General features: G+C 67.8%; 13 protein-coding genes. 7 read left to right on the top strand and 6 right to left on the bottom strand.

The window, feature by feature from the left end; all coding sequences use genetic code 11:
- Positions 1-83: 83 nt before the first annotated feature.
- From OEJ37_RS09595 to OEJ37_RS09575, 5 genes are all read right to left on the bottom strand, one after another.
- Positions 84-8729 (bottom strand): GH36-type glycosyl hydrolase domain-containing protein, encoded by an 8646-nt coding sequence (locus tag OEJ37_RS09595; protein ID WP_263344129.1) that lies wholly within the window; start codon positions 8727-8729, stop codon positions 84-86.
- Between the two features lie 50 nt (positions 8730-8779).
- Complete coding sequence (locus OEJ37_RS09590) at positions 8780-9349, bottom strand: type II toxin-antitoxin system HicB family antitoxin (RefSeq protein ID WP_263344128.1); 570 nt, start codon at positions 9347-9349, stop codon at positions 8780-8782.
- Between the two features lie 574 nt (positions 9350-9923).
- Complete coding sequence (locus OEJ37_RS09585; RefSeq protein WP_175920074.1) at positions 9924-10712, bottom strand: enoyl-CoA hydratase/isomerase family protein; 789 nt, start codon at positions 10710-10712, stop codon at positions 9924-9926.
- A 14-nt stretch (positions 10713-10726) separates the two neighbouring features.
- Positions 10727-12463, bottom strand: a complete 1737-nt coding sequence (locus OEJ37_RS09580; protein WP_263344127.1) for an AMP-binding protein — start codon at positions 12461-12463, stop codon at positions 10727-10729.
- A 344-nt stretch (positions 12464-12807) separates the two neighbouring features.
- On the bottom strand, positions 12808-13956 hold the full coding sequence (locus OEJ37_RS09575; RefSeq protein ID WP_175920073.1) for a porin: 1149 nt from the start codon (positions 13954-13956) through the stop codon (positions 12808-12810).
- Between the two features lie 288 nt (positions 13957-14244).
- Between OEJ37_RS09575 and OEJ37_RS09570 the strand changes: the two genes are divergently transcribed.
- The 7 genes from OEJ37_RS09570 to OEJ37_RS09540 are packed head-to-tail and all read left to right on the top strand — an operon-like array spanning position 14245 to position 20952.
- Positions 14245-14697 (top strand): bacteriohemerythrin, encoded by a 453-nt coding sequence (locus OEJ37_RS09570; RefSeq protein WP_174417232.1) that lies wholly within the window; start codon positions 14245-14247, stop codon positions 14695-14697.
- Positions 14698-14727: 30 nt separating this feature from the next.
- Positions 14728-15726 (top strand): PDR/VanB family oxidoreductase, encoded by a 999-nt coding sequence (locus OEJ37_RS09565; RefSeq protein ID WP_175947160.1) that lies wholly within the window; start codon positions 14728-14730, stop codon positions 15724-15726.
- A 45-nt stretch (positions 15727-15771) separates the two neighbouring features.
- The gene (locus tag OEJ37_RS09560; RefSeq protein ID WP_263344126.1) at positions 15772-17073 is read left to right on the top strand and encodes a Rieske 2Fe-2S domain-containing protein; all 1302 of its coding nucleotides are present in this window, start codon (positions 15772-15774) and stop codon (positions 17071-17073) included.
- A 24-nt stretch (positions 17074-17097) separates the two neighbouring features.
- The gene (locus tag OEJ37_RS09555) at positions 17098-18366 is read left to right on the top strand and encodes a Rieske 2Fe-2S domain-containing protein (RefSeq protein WP_175920072.1); all 1269 of its coding nucleotides are present in this window, start codon (positions 17098-17100) and stop codon (positions 18364-18366) included.
- 11 nt (positions 18367-18377) lie between these two features.
- Positions 18378-19205, top strand: a complete 828-nt coding sequence (locus OEJ37_RS09550) for an SDR family NAD(P)-dependent oxidoreductase (protein WP_208457670.1) — start codon at positions 18378-18380, stop codon at positions 19203-19205.
- The gene (locus OEJ37_RS09545) at positions 19202-20158 is read left to right on the top strand and encodes an alpha/beta hydrolase (RefSeq protein ID WP_263344125.1); all 957 of its coding nucleotides are present in this window, start codon (positions 19202-19204) and stop codon (positions 20156-20158) included. The genes OEJ37_RS09550 and OEJ37_RS09545 overlap by 4 nt, the downstream gene beginning before the upstream one ends.
- Positions 20159-20160: 2 nt before the next feature.
- Positions 20161-20952 (top strand): MarR family winged helix-turn-helix transcriptional regulator, encoded by a 792-nt coding sequence (locus tag OEJ37_RS09540; protein ID WP_263344124.1) that lies wholly within the window; start codon positions 20161-20163, stop codon positions 20950-20952.
- Positions 20953-21163: 211 nt separating this feature from the next.
- Here OEJ37_RS09540 and OEJ37_RS09535 read toward each other — a convergent pair whose 3' ends face one another.
- Positions 21164-21928 carry an SDR family oxidoreductase gene (locus OEJ37_RS09535; RefSeq protein WP_174417034.1) on the bottom strand — a complete coding sequence of 255 codons (765 nt, stop codon included), beginning with the start codon at positions 21926-21928 and terminating at the stop codon, positions 21164-21166.
- Positions 21929-22196: the final 268 nt, after the last annotated feature.

Genomic DNA, 22196 nt, shown 5'->3' with positions numbered 1-22196 from the left:
ACGTCGGTTCATGTTTCATGATGGGCGGTAAATTGCGCAAAGTCCGTCCGCTAACGTACCGGCCGGGATGCCGGCCTGCCGGCTCACAGCAGCACCGCCTGCGCAGCCCCCAGCGTCACGACCACGCTATGGCGCCGCCCGTCGTCCACGAGCCGCACCGCCGCCTCGCCGGTGGCGAGCCGCACGCCATCCACGACGAGACGCGACACGCCGCTGCTGACGTCGTCCGGATTCTCGACGACGATGTCGTAGTGCGACGCCCCGTGGCGCAGCGTGGCCCTGAAGCCCGGCCAGGATCGCGGTATGCACGGTTGAATGGACAGCATGTCGCCATGCCTGCGCAGGCCGAGCAGGCCTTCGACGCCCGCGCGATACAGCCAGCCCGCCGAGCCCGTGTACCAGGTCCATCCGCCGCGGCCGACATGCGGCGCGACCGAATAGACGTCGGCCGCGACCACGTACGGCTCCACCCGATAGCGATTCGCGCCGCTGCGCGTGCGGCTGCGATTGACCGGGTTGAGCAGCGCGAACAGCTTCGCGGCGCGATCGCCGTCCCCCATTTGCGCGAACGCAAGCACCGACCACGTGGCCGCATGCGTGTACTGGCCGCCGTTTTCCCGGATGCCCGGCGGGTAGCCCTTGATATAGCCGGGATCGACCGGCGAACGATCGAACGGCGGCGCGAACAGCAGCGCCAGGCCATCGTCGCGGCGGATCAGCCGCGCGTCCAGCGCGTCCATCGCCTGCGTGGCGCGCGCCGGGTCCGCCGCGCCCGACAGCACGCTCCACGACTGCGCGATCGCGTCGATCGAACATTCGGCGTTGCCGGCCGAGCCGAGCGGCGTACCGTCGTCGAAGTAGCCGCGCCGATACCATTCGCCATCCCACCCCGCATCGGCGAGCGCGTCGCGCAACGCGTCGGCGCGCGTCAGCCAGCGCGCCGCCAGATCGCCCGAGCCGCGCGCCGCGGCGAGCGGCGCGAACGCCGTGAGGGTCGCATGCAGGAACCACCCGAGCCAGACGCTTTCGCCCCGCCCGGCCTCGCCGACGCGGTTCATGCCGTCGTTCCAGTCGCCCGTGCCGATCAGCGGCAGGCCATGCTCGCCGACATGCGCGAGGCTGGACTCCAGCCCGCGCACGCAATGCTCGAACAGCGACGCGCTCGTTTCCGAGATGCGCGGGATGAAGAACGCGTCCTGCTCGTCGGCGGCCAGCGGCCGCCCGTCGATGAACGGGATCGACGCGTCGAGAATCGCCCCGTCGCCACTGACGTCGACGTAGTGCGCGACCGCATGGGCGAGCCAGACGCGGTCGTCGGAGATCCGCGTGCGTACGCCGCTGCCGCTTTCAGGCAGCCACCAGTGCTGCATGTCGCCCTCCGGGAACTGGCGCGCCGCCGCCCGCAGCAGATGCTCGCGCGTCAGGGCCGGGCGGGCAACCGCGAGCGCCATGCCGTCCTGCAGCTGGTCGCGAAAACCGTACGCGCCGCCGGCCTGGTAAAAGCCCGCACGCGCCCAGATCCGGCACGACAGCGTCTGGTACAGCAGCCAGCGGTTCAGCATCAGGTCCATCGCGCGGTCCGGCGTCTCGACCTGGAGCGCGCCGAGCGTCTCGTCCCAGAACGCCGTCACGGCGGCGAATATCGCGTCGAGGTCCGCCTGACGGTAATGCTCGATCAACTGTCGCGCCGCCGCCGCATCCGCGCCTTCGCCGAGCAGCAAGACGATTTCGACGACACCGCCGGGTTCGAGGTCGACCGTGGTCTGCAACGCGGCACACGGATCGAGCCCGGCGCCGACCCGGCCCGACAGCGGCGGCGCACCGACGCTGCCCGGAAAACCGGCCGGATCGCTCAGCACGCCATTGCGGCCGATGAACTCGCGCCGGTCCGCGCTCCAGGCGGTTTGCAGGCCGCACAGATCGGCGAACGCCACCCTGCCGCGATATGCCTGGCTCCAGTCGTTGCGGGCAAACAGCGCGCCGGTGGCCGGGTCGATCTCGCTCGCGGTGTGCGGCGCCGCGGCGCTGCGCGACGCGCCCAGCGCCCACTCCGCATAGGTCGCGACGGACAGCCGGCGGGTCCGGTCCGACAGGTTGCGCAAGCTCAGGCGGGAAATCTTGACGGGATCGGCCAGCGGCACGAACTGCAGCAATTCGACGGCGACCTCGGCGGCGGTATGCGCAAACCGGCTGTAGCCCTGGCCATGACTCGCGACGAAAGCGGTCGCGCCCGGCGCATCGTCGCCGATCGCGCCCGCCTGCGGCCCCCAGCGCATGCCGGTCTCGTCGTCGCGGACATAGAACACCTCGCTGGGCGGATCGGTGACCGGGTCGTTCGACCATGGCGTCAGCGGATGCTCGCGGCTGTTCGTCACCCAGGTATAGCCGCCCCCCTCCGCCGAGGTCAGGAAGCCGCATGACGGATTCGCGACGACGTTGACCCACGGCATCGGCGTGCATTGACCGGGCTGCAGGATCACGACGTATTCGCGGCCGCCGCGCGCGAAACCGCCGATGCCGTTGAAGTATTCGAGACCGGCGCCGGCCTGCCCGCCCTTCGGCGGCGCAATCGTGGGCGGTGGCAGCGGCTGGCGCGCGGCATCCGCGCGGGCGGGCGGCGGTGAACCCGCGAGGCGGCGCAACTGGTCCACCAGCCGGCCGTTGCGCGCGGCGAGCACGGCTCGCGCGACCGACGGAAACAGCGCGCGCGCCGCCGCCGCCATCAGGTCGTCGCGCAGCACGAAAATACTGCCGCGCCCGGCTTCTGCCGGCTGCTGCCGGGCCCGCACCAGCCCCTCGAGCGCCGCCTGCAAATCCTGCACATATGACGCCGCGCGCTCGTTGACGATGACCAGATCGACCTCGAGCCGCTTCATCCGCCAGTACTCGTGCGCGCGGATCAGCTGCCGCACCATCGCGATGTGCTCGATGTCGTCGATCCGCACCAGCAGGATCGGCAGATCCCCCGATACGCCATGCGTCCATAGCGGCGACGCGCCCACGCCGCCCGCCGCCGACACCGCCGCCGCATGGCGCAGCAGGGCGGCGGAACCCGGCCGCATCGACGCATCGCTGTAGAGCATGTATCCGGCCAGCTGCTGGAACAACGCGGCCTCGTCGAGGCTCACCGCGCTATGCCGCAGTTGCACCTGCGCCTGGGTCCACGCGAGCATCGCCGCACGCGCGAACGATTCGCCGTCGCGATGCTTGTCGACCAGGTCGAGCAGCTGCGCGCGCGAATCCGCGACGATGGTCCAGTAGGCGATGCTCGCCTTCGCGCCCGGCTCGATGCGCAGCCGCCGCCGCAACGTGAACGCCGCGTCCAGCACCGCGCCTTCGGAAGCGCCCAGCGCACGCCGTTCGGTCAGCGCAAGCGGCAGGCGAATGCCGCGCCCGCGCCCGATGAAGCGCAATCGATCGGTGTCGAATTCTTCCGCGCCGACGGTTTCGCCGGACGTCACCGCCAGATGGGCGGCCCAGACCTCCGCCTCGTTCGGCGCGCGCTTGCGCCGCGTCGCCAGAAGCGCGCCGGACGCCGGCACGTACTCGGTCTCGATGAACAGCTTCGAGAACGCGGGGTGAGCGTGATCGGCGGCGGGCGGCGCGAGCACGATTTCCGCGTAGGACGTGAATTCGATCACGCGGGCGCGGGTGCCCGCATTGGCCACCGACACCCGCCGCACCTCCGCGTCGTCCTCGGCGGATACCACCACCTCGAGCGACGTCGTCAAGGTGCCGTCGCGCCGCACGAACTCGGCGCGATCCTCGGTGAACGTCACTTCGTAGCTGTCCGGCGCCACGCCGGTGGGTTGCCACGCGGCCGACCAGACGTCGCCGCTGTCGACGTCGCGCAGATACAGATAGCTGCCCCAATCGTCGCGCGTCGCGTCTTCCCGCCAGCGCGTGACGGCCAGATCGTCGCGGCGGCTGTAGCCGGAACCCGCGGCCGTGAGCATCACGGCGTAGCGGCCGTTGGACAGCAGATGCGTGACGGGCGCGGGATCGTCCGCCGACAGCAGACGCCGCGCGACGCCGGCATCGATGCCATGCATCCTGCCGGCGGGGCTCGCGTCGACCCGCGGCCGCCCTGCCGCGACCCGGCCCGGCACCCGCTCCTGCAACAGCAGCTCGGTGGCGCGGACGGCCGGCTCGCCGTGGAAGAACGCGCGAATGCGCCCGCCCAGCAACGCATTGGCGATCGACACGATCGACATGCCCTGGTGATGCGCCATGAACGCCCGCACGATGGCCACCGGCATGCCTTCCGGCACGCGCGCGGGCGTGTAGTCGAGCGCTTCGTAGAAGCCGAAGCGCCCGCACGCGCCGGCCGCGCGCAGCCGCTCGAAGTTGCGCGCGGCGGCGTCCGGCGCGACCATCGCCGCGAGGGCGGTCGCATAGGGCGCGACCACCAGGTTCTGGTCGAGATCGCGCTTGAGCCCCAACTCCGGCACGCCGAAGCTCGAATACTGATAGGTCAGCTCGATGTCGCGCGTGTTGTACGCCGATTCGGACATGCCCCACGGCAGGCGCAAGCCGTCGGCATAGGCGATCTGCCGACGCACCACCAGGTGATTGGTACGCGCGAGCAGGCTGCTGCCCGGCGCGCGCATCACCAGCGACGGCATCAGGTATTCGAACATCGATCCCGACCACGAGATCAGCGCCGCGCCGTGCCCGATCGGCGTCGCCAGGCGGCCGAGCCGGAACCAGTGCCGCGCCGGGACATCGCCCTTCGCGATCGCGACGAAACTCGCCAGGCGAGCCTCCGACGCCAGCAGATCGTAGTTGCCCGGATCGAGCCGTCCGTCGGCCACCGCATAGCCGATCGACAGCAGATTCCGCACCGGGTCGAGCAGAAAGCCGAACTCCATCGCATAGGCCATCTGCAACGCGGTATCGGCCAGCGCACGAAGACGCTTGTTCAACACGTCCGCTTCGTCCGGCGTGCGCGTCGCGTCGCGGCAATGCCCCTGCACCGCATGCTCCAGCGCCTGCGCCCAGAACAGCACGTCGTCGACGTCGCCGCCCCGCACCCGGCCGATATCGTCCATCAGCGCACGCGCGACATCGGCGACCGTCGCGGCGAGGATCGTGATCGCAGGCCATTCCGACGCGGCGCGGCCGTCCGGTGCGCCGTCGTCCCCGGCCGGCGCGGCGAGCGCCTCCTCCAGCTCGGCCGCGGCCCGTTCGAATTCGCCGTGCAAGGCCGTCCGGGCGTCGCCTTCCCGGCACACCGCGTTGTGCAACAGCGCGAGCGTATCGCCGATCCCTTCATGCGCGGCCTGCCGCCCCACGCCGGCGGGCTGATTCGCCCACGCGCGGCAACCGTTGCCGAGCGCGATCAGGTGGCCGGCGAGATTGCCGCTGTCGACCGACGACACGTACCGCGGCTCGAGGGGCCGCAGGTCGCGCGTGTCGTACCAGTTGTAGAAATGGCCGCGATAGCGCGCCATCAGCCGCATCGTCGCGAGGGTCGCCTCCAGCCGCGACACCGCGTCCAGCGTGCCGAGCCAGCCGAACTCGCGGGCGCTGACGGCGGACAGCAGGTACAGCCCGATATTGGTGGGCGAGGTCCGGTGTGCGACAACGGGCTTCGGGTCCTCCTGGAAATTGTCCAGCGGCAGCATCTGATCGTCGGCCGTCACGAAGGTCTCGAAATAACGCCAGGTCCGGCGCGCGTCGCGCCGCAGTTGGCGCGCATCGTGCGGCGCCACCGCGAGCTCGCCCGCCGGCCGCGGTGCGCGGCTCAGCCAGTAGGCGATCGCGGGCGCCGCGAGCCAGACCAGCGCGAACGGAACGGCCAGCCAGCCCGCATGACGATCGAAGCGCCAGCCCGCCGCCACGCCGGCGGCCGCACCCAGCAGCGCGAGCGTCACGCCGCCGCGCATCTGCAGATAGGTGAGCGCCAGGGTCCGCCGCTCGCGCGCACCGGCTTCGGCCGCCGTGGTCCATTCGAGCAGGTGGCGACGGCTGATCCCCACGCGAAACAGCGTGCGCGCGATCGCGTCGCCCATCGACCACGCCTGCTGCGGCAGCATGACGATCGACAGGCCGAACCGCGTCAACGCGAACCGCAGCTCCGTCGACCACGCATGAAGCACGCTGCGCGTGGTCATCTTCACGTGCGTGCGCCGCCAGCGCGGCACCAGCCCGCTCAATACGGGCAACAGGAACGGCAGCGCGATCGTCATCAGCACGAACGCGCTCCAGGCGAGCGACGCGGGCAGCGGCAGCATCCACCCGGCCAGCAGCGCGACCAGCATCGCGGGTGCCGTGAGCGTGCGGCGCAGGTTGTCCAGCATCTTCCAGCGGCCGACCGCCGTCAGCGGCTCATGGCCGAAAATCAACCACGGCAGGAGCTGCCAGTCGCCGCGCGCCCATCGGTGCAGGCGCCCGGCCGCGACGTCGTAGCGGGACGGCGACGCTTCGACGACCTCGATATCCGACGCCAGCCCGGCCCGCGCGAAAATGCCTTCGAACAGATCGTGGCTGAGCACCGTGTTCTCCGGCACGCGGCCGGCGAGCACCGCCTCGAACGCATCGACGTCGTAGATGCCCTTGCCCGCATACGAGCCTTCGTCGAACAGGTCCTGATAGACATCCGACACGGCCGACACGTAAGGATCGATGCCGTGCGCGCTCGACGACACGCGCTGGAACAGCGAGCCCTCGTCGCCGCTCGCGAGGGATGACGTGACGCGCGGCTGAAGGACGCCGTAGCCTTCGACGATGCGCCGGCTCGCCGAGTCGAATAGCGGCCGGTTGAGCGGATGCGCCATCTTGCCGACCAGGCGGCGCACGGTATCGCGCAGCAGCCGCGTATCGGCATCGAGGGTGATCACGTAGCGCACGTCCGGCGGCACGCGCGGCGGCCGGCCTGCCGGCGCGACGAACGTCGTGTCCTGCGCCCCGCGCAGCAACCGGTTCAGCTCGTGCAGCTTGCCGCGCTTGCGCTCCCAGCCCATCCAGCACCGTTCGCCGTCGTTCCACACGCGCTTGCGGTGCAGCAGCAGAAAGCGCTCGCCTTCGCCCGGCGCCGCCGGATAGAGGCCATTCAACCGGTCGATGCCGGCCGACGCGAATGCCAGCAGCCCGTCGTCGCCGTCGGCGTGCGGGGCGGGTGCGTCTACCCAGTCGGAGAGCAATGCGAAGTACAGCGCGCCGTTGGGGCTCGCCAGATGGTGAATTTCCAGTTGCTCGATCTGCTCGGCGAGCGCCGCTTCCGTCGTCAGCAGCACCGGCACGGCGACCAGGGTGCGCAGGTCCGGCGGGATGCCGTCGAGCAATGCGAGGCCGGGCAGGATCTTCGCGCCGACATCGCGCATCACGCTGCGATTGACGAGCGCGAGCGCGGCATCGAGCGCCGGCAGCAGGCCGGCGAGGCCGAGCCAGATCAGCCAGTGGCCGGGTGGTTCGACGCGCGTGAGCCACGCCAGCATGCCCGCCAGCAGCAGTGCGGCGATCAGCCCGATACGGGCGAGATAACCGCCGAGACCCGCGTGGCGGGTCAGGCGCCGCAACCACAGCGCAACGGGCGGCCGATAGCCGATCTCCGCTTCGAGCGCGGCGCGGCCGTCGGCCAGCAGGTAGTAACCGGGGTCCGTCTCGCGGCCCGGCGCCGCGCCTGCGACCGGCGCGCGGCTCGCACCCTGCGCCGCCGCATCGGCGACGACGCGGCGGGCAATCTCGAGTTCGCTGACCGGCGCGCCGCGCGCAAGCGCTTCGACCGCGTCGCGATACAGGTTGCGCGTGGGGAAATCCATCTCCGCGAAGCCCGGGTGGCTGCGCAGCACCTGATCGACCAGGCTGATGCGCTCGAACAGATCGGTCCAGTCCACCTCCGAAATCAGCCGCATGCTGGTGATCACGTTGCGCACGGTCAGGCTGGCCGCGCCCTGCTGATGGTTGACGGACGCAACGATCTGGTCCGGCGTCGCGCCGCGCGCCGCCAGGTGCCGATGCAGCCACGCCAGTGCCGGCGCGACGGCCGGATCGGGATCGTGCAGCCGCTGAATCAGCTGCACCGCGAACGCATCGTGCAATACGGCCTGCTCGTAACGGGCGACGAGCGGCGCCGTCTCCACCCGCGCCTGCCCGCCTTCGCCGAGCAGGCGATCCGCGAGCGCGTCGGCGTCGAGCCGCGCGCGCCGGTCGTCGATGATCTGATCCGCGAGTCGCCGCAGGTTTTCGATCAGCACGATCCGCAGCGTGATCGCCACCGCCCACAGTTCGCCGATCGTCAGCGGTTCCACGGCCTGATAGGCAAGCATGAAACGGCATAGCGCATCGGGATCGAAACGACTGTCGGTATGGGCGACGAATGACCAGTTGATCCCGAACACGCGCGGATAACCGGCGAACGGGCCGTTGCTCAGTTTGGGCAGTTGCCGGTAATAGCGGGGGGAAAGATCGTCGCGGATCTGCCGCACCTGTTCCGCGACAAGATAGTAGTTGTCGAGCAGCCATTCCGCCGCGGGCGTGATTTCCTCGCCGCGCGCGTCTGCGGCCACCGTGTTCCGGTAGGCCTTCAGCAGATGATCCGCGTTGTCCTTCAGCCGGGTCGCCAGCGACGGGACCGACGCCGCACCGGGCAACACCTTCTGCGCGCGAGCCAGGCTGCCCGCATGCTGCGCCAGTCGCTCGTCGCCGAAGAACTCCTCGCGAATCGGCCGGGCATTGCTCCACGGCGAGGTCCGGCGTCGCGACACGCGCGCAACGTGAATCTTCAACAGGCTTTCTCCCAGATGGCAGCACCGCTCGGCCAGGCGCGCCCGGGCCGTCAAACCGCTTCCGGCAGCGATGTCGCGACGGGTTCGCCACGCAAGCCGTCGTGCTGAGCGGATCGGTCGGCGGCGTGCTCGCACGCCATCGACACGAATGCATCGCGAGTCGTGTGCAGCGCGCTCGCCGTCCGATCGATGTCGTGCACGATGCGCTTCGGCAGGCACAGCTCGATCCGCACGGAACTCGACGTCACCCCGGTCAGGTCGATGTCGAAGAACCGCCAGATCCCGTCGCCGGCATCGGGCTCCGACGCCTGCAATACCGACATATCCGTGGTCGGCGGCGGAACGAGGCGCGCGGACCGGTCATAGCGGGCCATGACCCGTTGCGCGGCGGCCGCCTGCAACTCGCCATACGAGTCGCCCTCCACGTCGACTTCGGGAAAATCCGCAAGCGCGCCGCGATAGCGGGGATTCCCGCGCCGCGTGATATAGATCGGATATTTCATGAACCGCTCCCGGCAGAAGAATGCGACGAACGTCATCGTGCATCGCGGGGCCCGGCGAGTCGGTACGCTGAAGAACAGTCTTCGGGCACGTTTCGTGCTGACCTGCCCGCCGGGCACGCGCCGGATCGCCCGATGCCGTGCCGTAAGCGCCGGGCAAGTGCAACGCGCTCGATCCACGTACGGCGCCGTACGGATGATTTGCACGGCGATCGAGTGCGTTGCCCGCATCAGGCGCGTCGACCTCGTCTGTTGCCGGCACGCCCGGGACGCCCCTGGCGCACCTGCGCGACGAGATCGGCGGAAAGACCGTGGATTGGAATGTGACCGTCCGTACGGTCGTGAGAAACCCGCGCTGTCGCGATCCCGGTCGCGCCGCAGGATTCGATGTCGCGCAACGCGCAACGGGCGTCCCGGGCGCTAAAACAGGCACGGGGGCCCGCGATCCGACGCAGGCCGGGATCGCGGCCAGGTTCGTCGAAGCGTCACAGGTCTGCGAAGCTCATCCAGGCGCGCTTCGGTAACGGGCGGTGAACATCGCCCAAGCAACGACGAAGGAACGCAGTGCGACGATCCCGATCCCCGTGCGATGGTGGACAACCTGAATCCGGCGCTCACGCCCGCGGTTGCCGGGCATGACGCGGCGGGCGCCGCGCCGGTGCCGGTGCTCGATCCGCCCGTGGAACGTCTCGCATCAGCGGCCGTAGAAAACGACCGGCTCGGGCTCCACGCCTCGCTTCATCGCGTCGACGCGCGCCGTTCGCCCGCGTCGCGCATCCTCGGTGTTGTGCAACGGCATCCCGAGATCGAGCACCACCTGGTCGGCACCCGGCACACCACCCGCGGACCAGGCTTTCAGCAGCGCGCGGATGGCCGCATACGAGCGCGTCGGGCCATTCGACAGCCGGATCGCCAGATCCAGCGCGGCTTGTTCCACGTCGGCTTCCGGGGCCACGAATGCGGCGATGCCCAACTCACCCGCCGTCGTGCCCGACATCACCTCGCTCAACATCACGTAGCGCGCCGCGCGCGCCGGCCCCGCTCGTTCCGCAATCCGTTGAACCGCACCGCAGACGGGTATGGTGCCGACCGACGGCTCGATGCAGCGAAACGATGCATTATCCGCGGCCACGACCAGGTCGCACGCGAGCGCCAGTTCGAACGCACCGCCCCAGGCCCGGCCGCGCACGGCACACACGGTCGGAATCTGCAGCGCTTCGATCTTGCGATACGCGTGATGCATATCGCTGATGAAGGTGCGCCACGCGTTGAATTCCTTGTCGATGAAATCGAGGATATCGCCGCCCTGGCTGAAATTCGGGCCTTCTGCGCGGACGAGAAGCGCCCGGATGTTCGATTCGCTGGCCTCGTGGATGGCCTCGCTCAGGTGTTCGGAAAACGCGCTGGCAATCAGGTTGAGCGGCGGGTTCGCGAGCACGATGTGGCCGACGGAATCGCGACGCTCGAAACGGACGGATTTCATGTATGTCTCCTTGATCAGGCAGTTTTGCTTACATTCAGGTCGAGTTCCCGGATCATGCTTTCGCGCATGGCGAACTTCTGCGCCTTTCCGGTCACCGTCATCGGCATCTCTTCGACGAAGCGGATATAACGCGGGATCTTGAAGTGCGCGATCTGGTCCCGGCAGAAGTCGCGGATCTCGTCCTCGGACGCATCCTGGCCCGGCTTGAGCACGATCCACGCGCAAATCTCCTCGCCATACTTCTGATCGGGCACGCCGAATACCTGCACGCTCTGCACCTTGGGGTGGCGGAACAGGAACTCTTCGATCTCGCGCGGGTAGACGTTCTCGCCGCCGCGAATGAGCATGTCCTTCACGCGCCCGACGATATTGCAGTAGCCGTCGGCGTCGATCGTCGCGAGGTCGCCGGTGTGCATCCAGCCGTCGCGGATCGCGTCTCGCGTTCGCGCTTCGTCATCCCAGTAGCCGAGCATGACCGAGTAGCCGCGCGTGCACAGTTCGCCCGTCTCGCCCACCGGCACGACACGCCCGTCCGCATCGACAACCTTGCATTCGAGATGCGGCTGGACGCGGCCGACCGTCGAAACCCGCTTGTCGAGCGGATCGTCCGTCGCGCTCTGGAACGAGACCGGGCTGGTTTCGGTCATGCCGTACGCAATGGTGACCTCCGTCATGTGCATGTTCGCCACGACGCGTTTCATCACCTCGATCGGGCACGGCGCGCCGGCCATGATGCCGGTGCGCAGGCTGGAGAAATCATGCCTGGCGAATTCCGGGTGGTCGAGCTGCGCGATGAACATCGTCGGGACGCCGTGCAGCGCGGTGCAACGCTCGTCGCTGACGGCCGCCATCGTGGCCGACGCATCGAACGCCTCGCCCGGAAAGACCATGCACGCGCCGCTGGCCGTACACGCCAGCACCGACATCACCATGCCGAAGCAGTGATACAGCGGCACGGGCACGCACAGCCGGTCCTCTTCCCGCAAGTTCATGGCCGCGGCCACGAACCGCGCATTGTTGATGATGTTCCGATGCGTCAACGTGGCGCCCTTGGGCGCGCCGGTGGTGCCGCTGGTGAACTGGATGTTGATCGGGTCGTTGGCATCGAGCGCAGCGGCGATCGCATCCAGTTCGACCATCGACACACCCGCGCCGCGCGTCAGCACCTGCCGATACGTCAGCATGCCAGGCGTACGCACATCCTCCATGCGAATCACCCATCGCAGCGCGGGCAGCCTTGCCGCGCGCAACTCGCCCGGCTCGCAATGCGGCAGTTCGGGGGCGAGGGTCTGCAGCATGTCCAGGTAACGGGACGTCTTGAACGACTCCGGCGCGACAATGGCTTTGCAGCCCACCTTGTTCAGCGCGTATTCAAGCTCCGCAAGCCGATACGCCGGATTGACGTTGACCAGTATCAGGCCGAGCCGGGCGGTCGCAAACTGGGTCACCGTCCACTCGAACCGGTTGGGCGACCAGATGCCGATACGGTCGCCCCGGCGCAAGCCCATCGCATGCAGGCCGGCCGCCATCGCATCGACCTCGTCGGCGAACGCCTGCCAGTTCCAGCGAACGCCCTGCGCGCGGAATACGACAGCGGGACGCTCGCCGTGGCGCTTCACGGTTTCGGCCAGCAGGGCCGGCACCGTCAGTTCGCTCAACGCGGAACCCGTGTCGCCCTTGACGTAGGAAAGCCCACCGACCGGCAGCGTCGCATCACCGCCGGGCCCGGATGTTCCAGCCTGAATCTTCATACGTGTCTCCAGTGTTTCACCGGCGCTAGGCTCGCCACGATTGGTGCGTGGACTCCGTCCGGCAAGGTTCTGGAGTGCATCATTGTATCTTCCATGGAAGATGTCAATACGGTGGTTTACCTGCGTCGAAATGACGAGCACTCGCAAACAAATAATCGATAAAAATGGAGTTCTTCATGCTTTCCGCATGGGAAATCGATTGAGGCAATGCGCTGGCGCTCCATCGAAAGGCGAAATTACGCCATCCATGGAAGATATCTTCTCTACAGGAGGGGCAGCAACGACCGGACATCCCGAAGGACATCCGTCGCCGGCACACGCATCGCGATGCGCGTGCCGTTTCTTCAGAACATGTGACGAATGCCGACCATCACCCCGGTCTGATCCACGCCGGCCGCCGGCCACGAAGAAGTGCCCGCGGTGCCGCCGTCGATCGTGAGCACGGAGTTGCGCTGGTTGAAGATGCGCCCCGCCGTCACGTACACCGAGCTGCGCTTCGACAGCAGATACATCGCGCGCGCCGCGATCACCGAGGCGCCGGCATCGTATCCGCTCACGGTGAGATGGCCGAACTGCGCGTCGAGGACGACGCTCGGCACCGGCAGATAGGTCGCCCCGATCCACCAGTAGTTGCTGCTCGCATCGACGACGCCCGGCGCCATCTCCCCGTGATCGATGCGGTGCAGGAAGCCGCCGCCGATCGTCGCGGTGCCGAACTTCACGTAGCCGTCGATGACGGCTCGCGTGTCGGTCTGCGAGCTGCGCGGCAGCGGCGAGCCGGGGCCACCGCCGCCATTGTTCCGGTCGATCGCGGTCGCGATGCCCCAGCTGTCCGTCTCGTATTTCAGCATCGCGGCGATCGTCTTGCACGCGCGGTAGTCGGTCGGCGACTGGCCCGCGCATCCGCCGGCGGCCGCGGGCGCCACCGCATCGCGCCCGAGCGAATAGCTGACGCCGAAGGTGAAGCCCGACGACGTAATGCTGTAGACGATCGTGTTGTCGAGACGCGCCTGGGCCAGATACGTGTCGAGCAGCCCCGCCGCATAGATGTTCGGGCCCATCGTATCGCCCGGTATCGCCCAATAGATCTGCGAATACTGACGGCCGAACGACAGCGTGCCCCACCGCCCCGACAGCCCGACGTACGCCTGCCGGCCGAACAGGCGGCCGCTCTGGTTCAGCGTGCCCTGCCCCGGCGAGAAACCCGACTCCAGCACGAAGACCGCGCTCAGGCCGCCGCCGAGATCCTCCTTGCCGCGAATGCCCCACCGCGACGGCAACGACCCGGTGAGTTGCGGCACCTTCACCACACTCTGCTTCTGGGGGCCGACATTGGTCACGTATTCGACCCCGGTATCGATGATCCCGTACAGCGTCACGCTCGATTGCGCGTGCGCGACTCCCGACGCGCACACCGCAAGCGTCGAAAGTCCGAGCCGGACCGCGTTGCGCCGCACCAGCCGTTCTCCAAACCCATTTGTCCGCAGACTCATTTTGCCGCCTCCATGTGATTCTTGTCTTCCACGGAAGATAGTAATCGCGCATCTTCCGTGTCAACCGAATGCCGGGTCGTGAATTACCCTATGCCGGCTCGAAGCGACGCTCACACGGGCCATGCACGGGAAATTCCGGCCAATCATAGTTTTCCCTGACTCGACATCCGGCTCATCGTTATTTATCTTCCGTGGAAGACACATGAGATTCGTCTGATCCAGTTCAGGTAGCGAGATATGGAAATGAAAGATTCAGAAGATCATCAGGCGGGCGCCCGTCCCCGGAGCATGCCGTCATCGGCCGACACGGCCGGCTTCGTCTGGAGCGACGACTACGCGCTCGGTCATGGATCGATGGACGACACGCACCACGAATTCGTCGAGTGCGTGAATGCGCTGCTTACGACGCCGGACGACGACCTCGGGCGTGCGCTCGACGCGTTTGCCGAGCATGCGCACCGCCACTTCGGTGACGAAGACGCCGCGATGCGCGACACGGCCTACGGCTCAGCGGGCTGCCATATCGACGAACACGCGGCCGTGCTTCGGTCTACCGACGAAGTTCGCGCCGCGCTGGCCGAAGGCCGGCCGCAGGTCGTCCGTTCCTTTGCCCGCGCATTGGCCGGGTGGTTTCCCGAGCATGTGCGCGTGATGGACCAGGGGCTCGCGCGCTGGCTCGTTCAGCAACAACTGGGCGCGTCTCCGGTGGTCATCCGGCGCCGTCTTCCCATCGCGGCCTGACGCACGCCCCCTTTCATACGAGCACTCATCATGGAACGGAACACCCCCCCATCGAACGCGTTGCTGCGAGTCGTCGTATCCGCGAAGACGTGGCTGGCCGACGGCATCGTCGGCTATGAACTCGCGTCGCTGTCGGACGAACGGCTGCCCGACTTCGAAGCCGGTGCGCATATCGACGTGCACCTGCCGGGCGGGCTCGTGCGTCAGTACTCGCTGTACGACCTGCCCGGCGAGCCGTCGCGCTATCGCATCGGCGTACTGCGCGATCCGCAATCGCGCGGCGGATCCGCGAGCCTGCACGACGACGTCCGCGCGGGCGACACGCTGTCGATCAGCACGCCGCGCAATCACTTCGCGCTGCACCGCGGCCCCGAGCAGTCGCTGCTGTTTGCGGGCGGCATCGGCATCACGCCGATCCTCGGCATGGCCCAGCAACTGGCGCGCGAAAGCCGGCCTTTCGCGCTGCACTACTGCGGCCGTTCGCCGTCGCGGATGGCATTCGTCGAGCGTGTGCAGCAGATGTCGTCCGCCGACGATCCGCACGCACGGGTGCAGGTTCACGCCGATGACGGCCCGGCCGCGCAGCACCTCGACGCGCGCGCCGCGATCGGCTCGCCGTCGGCGGACAAGCATCTGTATGTCTGCGGGCCCACGGGCTTCATGGATCACATCCTGCAGACCGCGCGCGCGCTCGGCTGGAGCGACGCGCATCTGCACCGTGAATATTTCGCGGCGGCGCCGGTCGAGCCGTCGGACGAAGACACACCGTTCGAAATCGAAATTCACGGCAGCGGCGAAGTGATCCGGGTGGGTGCCGGCCAAAGCGTCGCGCATGCGCTGCTGGACGCCGGATTCAACCTGCCGCTGTCGTGCGAACAAGGCGTTTGCGGCACCTGCATGACCAGGGTGCTGGCCGGCGAGCCCGACCATCGGGATCTCTATCTCACCGACGACGAGAAGGCGCGCAACGACAGCTTCATGCCGTGCTGCTCGCGCGCGAAGACCGCACGGCTGGTACTCGATCTCTGATGCCGCCGCTCGCGACCCGCTGAAATCTGGAACGAGGGAATCAACATGTTGACCAAGCAGGATAACGAACTGATGTGCCGCACCGGCCCGGGCACCGCGATGGGCAATGCGATGCGCCGCTTCTGGCTGCCGGTGATCCAGTCGTCCGATCTCCCGCAGCCGAACGGCGATCCGAACACGATCGAGCTGCTCGGGCAGCGTTTCGTGGTCTGGCGCGACCGGGACGGCCGGCCCGGCCTGTACGACGAAGGCTGCCTGCACCGCGGCGCGTCGATGCAGCTCGCCCGTGCGGACGGCGACGGCCTGCGCTGCATCTATCACGGCTGGAAATTCGCGGTGGACGGCACGGTGCTCGAAACGCCGAACGTCCCCGATCCGAAATTCAAGGATCGCATCAGGGGCCGCACGTACCCGGTGCGCGAAGCGGGCGGCCTGATGTGGGCGTACCTCGGCCCGGAAGGCAAGGCGCCGCCGTTCCCGCACCGCGCCTTCATGGACCAGCCGGATGCCCATCGCATCAACGTGTGCGCGATCGTCAACTGCAACTTCGTGCAGGTGATCGAAGGGCTCGTCGACTCGTCGCATCTGACCGTGCTGCACAGCTCCGCGCTGGCCCAGACCAACGACTCCGACCTGGACTACGCGGGGAAGATCACGCACATGCAGTTCGACGCGGCCCCGACGATCGAGGCGGACGAGACGGATTTCGGCTTTCATTACGTCGCGATCCGCCAGGCCGGCGACAACCGCATCGCCCGCGTCACGTCGTTCATTGCGCCGGGCTTCATCGCCAACGCGAACGGCGACGTGTGGCTCGCAGCAGTCCCGATCAACGACGAGCGCTGCTATTTCTTCCACGTGTGGTGGGATGCCGGCAAGCCCGTCGGCGAAGAGCCGCTGCGCAGCGCGCAGCTCAAGTTCGTGGGCCTCGACGAGCCGACGCTGCGCAAATACGGGATGACGCTCGACACCTGCGACTCGCCGGCGGCGATGTCGTTTGCGAACGGCTATCGCCAGGATCGCCGCGCGCAGCGCGACGGCCACTTCACCGGATTCGACAGCATCACGCAGGAAGACGCCGCATGCAGCATCTCGAGCGGCGCGATCCGCGACCGGTCGCGGGAAATGCTGTCGAGCGCGGATCTCGCGATCAGCCGGCTTCATCGCACGCTGCTCGCGTGTGCGCGCGCGGAGCGCGATCAGCAGGACATTCCGGCGCTGCACGCGGAATCGGGCCGCGCGATCGGCATTTCCGGCGAAATCGGCCCGGGCGAGGACTGGCGACGGCTGGTTCCGCACCACCGGATCGTGTCGTCTTCCGGCACACGCACGCAGCGCAACGCATAACCCAAGCTGAAACAGGAGTTCGACATGTTGAGCCACGAAGATAACGAGATGCTGTGCCGCGTCGGCCCGGGTACGCCCGGCGGCGCATTGATGCGACGTTACTGGCACCCGGTCTGCACGTCCGCGCAACTGCCGGGTCCGGACTGCGCGCCGCTGCGCGTGCGCCTGCTCGGCGAGCAATACGTCGCGTTCCGGGACTCGAACGGCCAGGTCGGCCTGCTCGAGGAGCTGTGCATGCACCGCGGCGCGTCGCTCGCGCTCGGCCGCGTCGAGGAAGGCGGTATTCGCTGCCTGTATCACGGCTGGAAGTTCAGCGTGTCCGGCGCCGTGATGGAAACGCCGAACCATGCGGACCCGAAGTACGCGGCGCGGATGAAGGCGCCTGCATTTCCGGTGCGCGAGGCCGGCGGCATCGTATGGGCGTACGTCGGCCCGAAGGAACTGGAGCCCGCGTTCTCGCGCTACGCGTTCATGGACGCGGAACCGAACCATCGCGTCGTGCTGCGCATCAACGTCGCGTGCAACTACCTGCAACTGGTCGAAGGCGGCGAGGACAGCTCGCACGTCGGCGTGCTGCACACCAACATGGCGCGGCCCGGCTGGAAGGACGACGCGTTCACGCGCAATCCGGACGTCGTGAATCCGGCCGCGCTCGCGTCGAACGACCTCGAGCCGTCGCTGAAGATCGAGGACACGGCGTTCGGCTTTCACTACGTCGCGCTGCGCAAGACCGACGAGCCGGGCGTACGCAACGCGCGCGTCGTGCCGTTCATCGTGCCGTACGGCCGCATCATTCCCGCACCGGCGTTTCTGTTCACCGTGCTCGAAGTGCCTGAGGACGACACGCACACGAGCACCTACATCGTCGTGCACGGTGATTCGCCGATCACCGAGGAGAAGATCGTCGAGCTGCTCGGCCTGGACGATCCGAAGTATTACGATCGCAAGCACTGCACGTTCAACGCGAGCTGGGCCGATTCGTTCGGCCAGAGCCGCGCGCTGATGCAGGAAAACTGGACCGGCCTGCGCGGCGTCGAAGTCGAGGATGCGACGATCGGGCTGTCCCAGGGCCCGCTCTACGACCGTTCGCGCGAGCATCTGGTGCCCGCGGACCAGGCCGTCGTGCGCGTGCGCCGTGCGCTGCTGGCAGCGGTCAGGCGCGTGATGAACGACGAGCAGCCGCCGGCGCTCGGGCTCGATCTGAGCGGCGTCAGCGCATGCGACCGGCCACTCGCGGACGATGCGGCCTGGCAGGATCTGCTGCCGTCGCATCGCGACACCATCGAAGCGTGAGGAGAATCTCGATGACGAACGATCCAACCCGCAGCCACACGCCGGACTACCTGTCCCTGCTGCGACTCGACGGACGCGGTTTCGTCGTGCTCGGCGCCGGCCAGGGCATCGGCGAGCAGACGGTTCATGCGCTCGCGCAGGCCGGTGCGCGCGTGCTCTGCGTCGATCGCGACGAAGCACTCGCGCGCCGCATCGCCGAAGCCGTCGACGGGATTCCGTGCGCAGCCGACGCCACGTCGCGCGACGACATGCAGCGCGTGTTCGACACGGCGCGCCAGCATTTCGGCCGCGTCCACGGCGTCGTCGACATCATCGGCGTGGCGGGCATCAAGCCGCTGGCCGCTGTCGACGATGCATCGTGGAACCAGCAGTTCGACATCGTCGTGCGCCATGCGTACCTCGCGCTGCAGATCGGCGGCGAGATGATGAAGGCCGACGGCGGCGGCACGTTCGCGTTCGTCGGCTCGCTCGCCGGCGATCGCGCGGTGCCGAGCGAGGTCGCGTATGCGGCGTCGAAGGCCGCGCTGCACCATCTCGTGCGCTGCGCGGGCGTCGAGTATGCGCCGTACAACGTGCGTATCAACGCGGTGTCGCCGGGGTTCGTGCGCACCCCGCGATTGAACCAGCGGCTGGACGAAGCGACCTGGACGCGGGTCGGCGAAGCGATCCCGATCGGGCGCGCGGCCACGCCCGCGGAAATCGCCGGCCACCTGCTGTTCCTCGCGTCGGACCTGAGTGCGCACATGGCCGGCGAAATCGTCACCGTCGACGGCGGCCTGGGCGTAAAGGCCGCCATTCCCGCCATCACGTTTGCCCCGTCGGCAACGCCCACGCCATGAGCCAGACAAAACATCCGTCGCCACGCGATCTCCTTCATCCGTCGCTGCGCGCGTTCGCCGACGCCGCCGCCGCGCGGCCGAGCCTCGCGCAGATGAGCGCCGCCGACGCGCGCGCCGGCATCGCCGCGCGCACGGCCACGCGCACGCCCGGCCCCCGCGTCGACAAGGTCTTCGACCTCGCGATTCCCGGCCCGGGCGGCGACATCCCGGTGCGCATTTACCATCCCGCCGGCGCCGTCGGCGCGACGATGGCCTTTCATGGCGGCGGCTGGCGGATGGGCAATCTCGACAGCTTCGACGCCGTGTGCCGGCACCTGGCCAGCGACTCCGGGCTGGCCGTGATCAGCGTCGACTATCGGCTTGCGCCCGAGCATCCGTTCCCGGCGGCGCTGGAAGACGTGTGGGCGGCGACCTGCTGGGCTGTCGAGCACGGGCACGAGCACGGGCTTCCGACCGGGCGGCTGACCGTGTTCGGCGAATCGGCCGGCGGCAATCTCGCCGCCGTCGTATGCCTGCTCGCGCGGGAGCAGGCACAGCCGCGCATCCTCGCGCAGGCGCTCGTGTATCCGGCGACGGACGCCACGCAGATGCACGCATCGCGGTCCGTTTATGCGGAGGGTTTCGTGCAGCGCACCGCCGACGTCGCGCATGCGTTCCGCGAGTACGCACTCGAGCACGGCGTGTCGCCGTCGATCTGGACGCTGTCCCCGTTCCATGCGGAAAGTCACGCGGACCTGCCGCCAGCCCTCGTGATCACCGCCGAGTGCGACGTTCTGTGCGACGACGGCGAAGCCTATGCGCGCAAGCTCGCCGAAGCGGGCGTTCCTACGACGTGCGTGCGTTATGCGGGCATGCCGCACACGTTTTACGGCATGCGCGGCGAGGTCGGCGCCGCCGCACTGGCCCAGCGGCAGGTTGCCGACATGCTGCGCGCGGCCGTGCAGGCCGGGTAGCGATGCATGCGGACGTGCGACCGGGAAACTTACGTACAATGGCGGACAGCGACGCCGGTCATAGCCCCGTTACGATCGACCCGGTCGCACGCCCTTCCAAGGAAGCCATCGAGATGAGCACCGCAGACGCGAAGCAGCCCGCCCGCAGCCGAACCGGCACAAAAACAACGCCGGCGCAGACGGAATTCGCCCCCAAGGCGAATCTGCCGCGTCACAGCCTGATCGAACTGATCACGCTGCAGTGGCAGCACGAGCACAGCGATCTCGATCTGTCGAATTTCCTGCTGGCGATCTACTTCATGCGGATCGGCACGCTCGTCGAGCAGTCGTTCGACAAGATGTGCCAGCGCATGTGGGGCATCAGCGGATCCGACATGCGCGTGCTGCTCGCGCTGCGCCGCAGCGGGCACCCGTACGCGAAACGTCCGACCGATCTGTACCGCGCGCTGCTCGTGACGTCGGGCGCCATCACCAAGAAGATCGACCGCCTCGCGAGCCTCGGGATGGTGGAGCGCCAGCCCGATCCGGGCCATGGCGGCGGATTCATCGTCCACCTGACCAGGAAGGGTCTCGACGTCGTCGACAAGGCCGTCGTGAAGCTCGCGAACGAATCGTCGATCGCACCCGCGATGGCGCATTTTTCCGAAGCCGAGCGCGAGGCCGGCAACGAGTTCTGCCTGCGCACGCTGGCGCTGATGGAAGATCTGGTGCTCCCGGAAGGCGACGACGCCGAAAATGCGCCGTCCGCGGCGCGGCCCCGGCAAACGCGGCGCGCGCCGCGCGGCGGGAAGTAAGCGGCGGGCCGACGCCTGGAGGCCGTTATCGGGATCGCGATCGATCACGGGAAGTTGCCGCTGGCGACGCGAGAATGACCGCGCCCCTCCACGTCGATCCAGCCGACGTGCCCGCGCCGGTCACCGCGACTGCGATTCGTCGGGCCGATGCGTTCACGTCGAAGTTCCTGAATTCGTTTCCGGGCCGTTTAAAGCGTCCCAAGCCCCAACATCAGGTGCGATTGATCGATACCCCCCCGTCAACCAGCAGCGCCCCGCCGGTCATGAACGAAGAGGCGCTGGAAGCCATGTAGAGGACCGACTGCGCGAGTTCCTCCGGCGTGGCAATACGTTTGAGCGCATGTAGTCCCGCCACATGAGCCATTGCTTCGGGCGACGCACTCATTGCGCGCCCCATCGGGGTGTCGACTCCACCAGGAAGGATTGCGTTGACGCGAATGGCCCTCGGCCCAAACTCCGCGGCGAGTGACTGGGTCAATCCGATCAATCCTGCCTTGCTGGCGGCGTAGGCCGCGACGCCGGGAAAGCCGACCGTGTACCCGACAAAAGTCGAAGTAAAGATGACGCTTCCCGAGCCACGAAGCATCATCGCCGGGATCTGATGCTTCGCACCGAGGAACGCGCTCGTGAGATTGGTATCGATCGTCTCGCCCCAACCCGTTTCGGATATGTGTGGCGTGGGCCCCATTTCGCCAAGCGTCCCCGCGTTGTTGAACGCAATGTCCAGGCCACCGAAGCGGTCAACGGCCGTCTGCACGAGCGTCTGCGCATAAGTCTCGTCCCTGACGTCGCCCGCGACGCATACCGCCGTTCCTTTATGTGCGGTGATTTCCTTCACAAGGCTTTCCAGCTCAGCCTTGCGACGGGCGGCAACGACCACCGCCGCGCCCTCGCGAGCGAAAAGCAACGCGGTCGCGCGTCCAATTCCGGAACTGGCGCCGGTGATGATGGCGACCTTGTTTGCAAGCACGTTCATTGTCTTTTCTCATGTCCGGATTGATCAGTGCTTAGTCTGGTCGCATCCAGCCGCGCAAACATTCCGTTTCTTGCTATTCAATTCGGGCGGAATTTTCCCTGGCTGCCTGCCCGCCAGGAAAATAAAAAACGTCTCAAGCGTTTTTGAGCCGGCCTCTTATGGCGGAATCCATCAGGCGATTCTCGAATGGCCTGGAACCGATCGACGACGATCCGTCGCTTCGACACATGAGGCACAATACGCGGCTTCGAGATTCGACCGCGGTCAA

Source organism: Burkholderia sp. BKH01, assembly GCF_025685725.1.
In the GTDB taxonomy this organism is placed as follows: domain Bacteria; phylum Pseudomonadota; class Gammaproteobacteria; order Burkholderiales; family Burkholderiaceae; genus Burkholderia; species Burkholderia pyrrocinia_C.
Note: the sequence above shows the minus strand (reverse complement) of the source record. Positions and strands in the feature narration are given on the sequence as shown.

Bases quoted from the DNA above. Each gene is read 5' to 3' on its own strand.
- OEJ37_RS09580 (WP_263344127.1), bottom strand. From the start codon at position 12,463: ATGAAGATTCAGGCTGGAACATCCGGGCCCGGCGGTGATGCGACGCTG.
- OEJ37_RS09570 (WP_174417232.1), top strand. From the start codon at position 14,245: ATGCCGTCATCGGCCGACACGGCCGGCTTCGTCTGGAGCGACGACTAC.
- OEJ37_RS09585 (WP_175920074.1), bottom strand. From the start codon at position 10,712: ATGAAATCCGTCCGTTTCGAGCGTCGCGATTCCGTCGGCCACATCGTG.
- OEJ37_RS09565 (WP_175947160.1), top strand. From the start codon at position 14,728: ATGGAACGGAACACCCCCCCATCGAACGCGTTGCTGCGAGTCGTCGTA.
- OEJ37_RS09555 (WP_175920072.1), top strand. From the start codon at position 17,098: ATGTTGAGCCACGAAGATAACGAGATGCTGTGCCGCGTCGGCCCGGGT.
- OEJ37_RS09545 (WP_263344125.1), top strand. From the start codon at position 19,202: ATGAGCCAGACAAAACATCCGTCGCCACGCGATCTCCTTCATCCGTCG.
- OEJ37_RS09535 (WP_174417034.1), bottom strand. From the start codon at position 21,928: ATGAACGTGCTTGCAAACAAGGTCGCCATCATCACCGGCGCCAGTTCC.
- OEJ37_RS09550 (WP_208457670.1), top strand. From the start codon at position 18,378: ATGACGAACGATCCAACCCGCAGCCACACGCCGGACTACCTGTCCCTG.
- OEJ37_RS09560 (WP_263344126.1), top strand. From the start codon at position 15,772: ATGTTGACCAAGCAGGATAACGAACTGATGTGCCGCACCGGCCCGGGC.
- OEJ37_RS09575 (WP_175920073.1), bottom strand. From the start codon at position 13,956: ATGAGTCTGCGGACAAATGGGTTTGGAGAACGGCTGGTGCGGCGCAAC.
- OEJ37_RS09540 (WP_263344124.1), top strand. From the start codon at position 20,161: ATGCATGCGGACGTGCGACCGGGAAACTTACGTACAATGGCGGACAGC.